The 3205-nt window shown below is 47.1% G+C and carries 3 protein-coding genes; 1 reads left to right on the plus strand and 2 read right to left on the minus strand.

Going from position 1 to position 3205, the window contains the following annotated elements; translation table 11 throughout:
* Window positions 1-906, minus strand: a 906-nt coding sequence (locus tag ACO6V1_RS23120; protein ID WP_422468840.1) for a hypothetical protein, incomplete at its 3' end; no start/stop codon positions are given.
* A gap of 326 nt (window positions 907-1232) precedes the next feature.
* On the opposite strand from ACO6V1_RS23120, the gene ACO6V1_RS23125 reads away from it, so the two are divergent.
* Window positions 1233-1421, plus strand: a complete 189-nt coding sequence (locus ACO6V1_RS23125) for a hypothetical protein (protein ID WP_422449611.1) — start codon at window positions 1233-1235, stop codon at window positions 1419-1421.
* Window positions 1422-1429: 8 nt separating this feature from the next.
* Here ACO6V1_RS23125 and ACO6V1_RS23130 read toward each other — a convergent pair whose 3' ends face one another.
* The gene (locus tag ACO6V1_RS23130) at window positions 1430-3139 is read right to left on the minus strand and encodes a transglutaminase-like domain-containing protein (RefSeq protein ID WP_422468842.1); all 1710 of its coding nucleotides are present in this window, start codon (window positions 3137-3139) and stop codon (window positions 1430-1432) included.
* Between the last annotated feature and the right edge of the window lie 66 nt (window positions 3140-3205).

Consider the following 3205-nt stretch of genomic DNA (forward strand, 5'->3'; position numbering starts at 1 on the left):
TATCACCACAAACGGGCTTTGGGGGCAAAAAACGGTGCTGTCGCTGATCGTCTGATCTTTCCGGGCGTTGAGTTCGGTGGCACCGACATGGGCTACGGACAGGGATATCTGCTCAGGCAGCCGGACCCATTGCTTGTTGGCGGTAAATCCGCCAACACGTATGGCCGTTGCCAGGGCTGCCTGGAAGCCAGTGTCTTCCCAGGGTGCATTGTTAAGCACAAGGTGGGTATTCTCTTTCAGGTTGGCCAAAGCCCCTTCAGAAAAAACCAGCCGACCCCGATCATTGAGGGTGATACCACCAAAGAGTTGATGGTACCAGTTGTCGGTGGTGGCAAAGTTGATGTTGACGCGGAGGGCATTGGCCGGGATGTCTTCCGTGGTTTTTTGGGCCAGCAAGGTTTCATCGGTCACCGAATCAGCAATATGGCAGTCGGCTTCTGATACGGCCTTTTCCGGCATTTGCCCCAATCTGCGCCAGAGGTCGGGGTTGGCGGGCTTACTTCCGTCCAGCATCCCGTGGTTGACCAGAAATACCCGTCGGATGTGGTCGCCCAGTGGTTTATCGTTACACTTGGGTCCCACCTGAAGAAGGTCATTAAAGCTGGCGATATCACCGGGTGTCATGGAGGTCAGGTCAAACACCAGGGTCATCGGCTCATCCGTAAACAGTCGGCCTTCTGCTTTTTGTAATTGGCCGCCCTCTAGCCAGGTTTGTTGCATCAGGCCCTGTTTTTCCAGATCAGCCAGCGCGCGAATGCAATACGTTGCAGGCTGTTCATGGCGTAATTGATCAATAATTCGCTGTTGGGTTAACGGAGTATTGGCAAAATAGAACTCACCGGTGCTCAGGCTCTGATGGACTAATTCCTGATCCGTTGAGCGGGCGGTGGAGTGATCGCTTTGCAAGTGAGAGGTAACTTGACAGGCGACTGTTGTCCTTTGTCCTAAATCAGGCGTTGGGACTTCTTGAGGTTCTATTAATCTTGATCGCTTTGCTGAAGATTGCTGAAGCTTTGTCTGTCCATCGGAAAAATCCGATATTTTCCTTATGTCTCCCTCCTGGTGTGGTAAAGAGTGGGTTACTGTTTGATTTGGCAAGGAGTGATAATTGATAACTTCATTTGTTATTTTGTCCATTTGATCATCCATGCCTGATTTATGAATGCCGGTGTCAGGAAATTTAAGACAACAAAATAATAAGAACGTTCCTGCCACGGAAACCTCATTTTGCTGTGGCGGTGGCCGCCAGGGCTAAATGGACAATTCATGATGAGTGGATGCTCAACCGAAAGGAAAACCAGTTCAACTGGCTGGCCGGTATGCTGATGGCATTACTACCAAATGAAATCATAAGTAGCCAGAAATATGTGATTCCATATGGCCAGCTATTTAGCCCACGAAGCATTGGTCTGGAATTCTGAAAGAGCCACTACCTGTTTTCGATCTGTGCAAGAAACTCATCTAAAAGAATCAGCAAATCATCCTCCTGAAGAACGACAGCGGAAGGCCGGTTAAAATGGTCTTTTAAACGTTTTGGCGGTAATTTTAATTGGGTCATGGGGTCAACTTGCTGATCGGCATGCGTAAGCAGCGTAGTAAAGAAAGGCTGCACTGTCTCGGAATACTCCTCATAATAATGAGTTATCCAAGTGAGAGGAGTAGTATCATTCATGTGATGCGCTGCCAGCCAGTTAAAGAATATTTTTCTTATTGATTCGCTGAACGGCAAATGGTTTACACTATCATGTATGTCACTGATTACTGTCTTTAATCCAGATTTTATTTTTTCTTCAATCTTTTCATCCACCGCTTTTTCAGACAAAGAAGTACAGTCAAAAATAATGGGTTTGTAGCTTGTAGATTTTGATACGTTCAGGAAAGCTGCCTCACCGGCCATAAGCTTTTCAGGGATGATAATGCTATTGCCCACAGGTTGGTGGTGGAATTGTTGATGGATGCGAGGCTGGGATAGTCGCTCCAAAAGGGAGCGGCTCATGGTCATCGTTTTGATCAGGTTTATGCAGTGCTGTGAAAATTCTGGTTCTACGCTTTTAATTTCAACAAGGTTAACTGGTTTGGGACTTAGAGAATAAGACTCAAGCATTGATTTTACCCGGTCTTTCAACTGACAGGAATCACAGGCCCCGGAGAACCTCTGTAAGATGGCCAATAATATATATTTCAGAAATTGAGGTGCTGAGCAGTAAAGATCACATAGCCAGTTCAAATAATTAGCATCGGGCTTTTTTGCCTGTATCAGCTGAGATAGTATCTTTGTATACGAATCATCGAAATGACTTATTGCCTGGCTATGGCACTCACCATCAAACCAGGCGCTTTTTTCTATGAAACGTTCCCAGAATTCTATGTCTTTACCAACAGTCAGGTAAAATATTTGTGGCGATAACGCTATCCCCCAATGTTCCAGCACATAGTTGATAGCAATGTCGGAGGGGTTTCTGATTAAGGTAGAGTAGAGATCGTTATGCATAGACTCAGTCAAAGCTGATCGGTTTTTGTTTATCTCTAATTGTTGTGCAATAAAGTAATCGACACCTAAAGCTAAGAAGTTTTCCCGTGAATCGATTAATTGGTCGGAACAGGCATACTCCTCGGGTGACTTCAGCTTAGTGCACTCTGGTTGACGATAATCCCCCCAGTCGGGTTCTGTGATATCTGCAGTGGACCGTCCGCCACCACCGAGTTGGTATTGTCGCCAGGTGTGGCCGCCATCAGGGCTGATCTCAACAAAACGGTGCGAAGCATTCTCTATTTGCCGGGCAGGAATCCCCCAATAGTGGCAGAGCACCTGGAAGATCGTCGCCTTGTGTCGGCAAACTCCTTGTTTCTCCCTGAGCATATTCAGCAACAGCTGTTCATCTTGTCCGGTCACATTTTTGCTGTCGGAAAATGTAGCCAGCCAATCCATCAACGCCATCAGCCGTTGCGGAACATTAATGATCTCATCGATGCCACGCAGCTGTTCATAGGCTTTGCAGCTGTTTGTTTCGGAGCAAAAAATCTGCTTTGCCAGCAGATCTGCAAGCCGTTGACTGCACAATCCCTCTTGTAATGTCAGACACTCGCCCGGTTTCAGCGGGGTAAAATAGGTTTGCCCGGGGGCAATGATAAAGTCCACCGTTACCGGTGATGGTGCGGATGCCTTACTTTTGATTAACAATTGCCCTGTCAGCTCGCTTCGGGC

Source organism: Endozoicomonas sp. ALC013, assembly GCF_049310205.1.
Lineage (GTDB): Bacteria > Pseudomonadota > Gammaproteobacteria > Pseudomonadales > Endozoicomonadaceae > Endozoicomonas.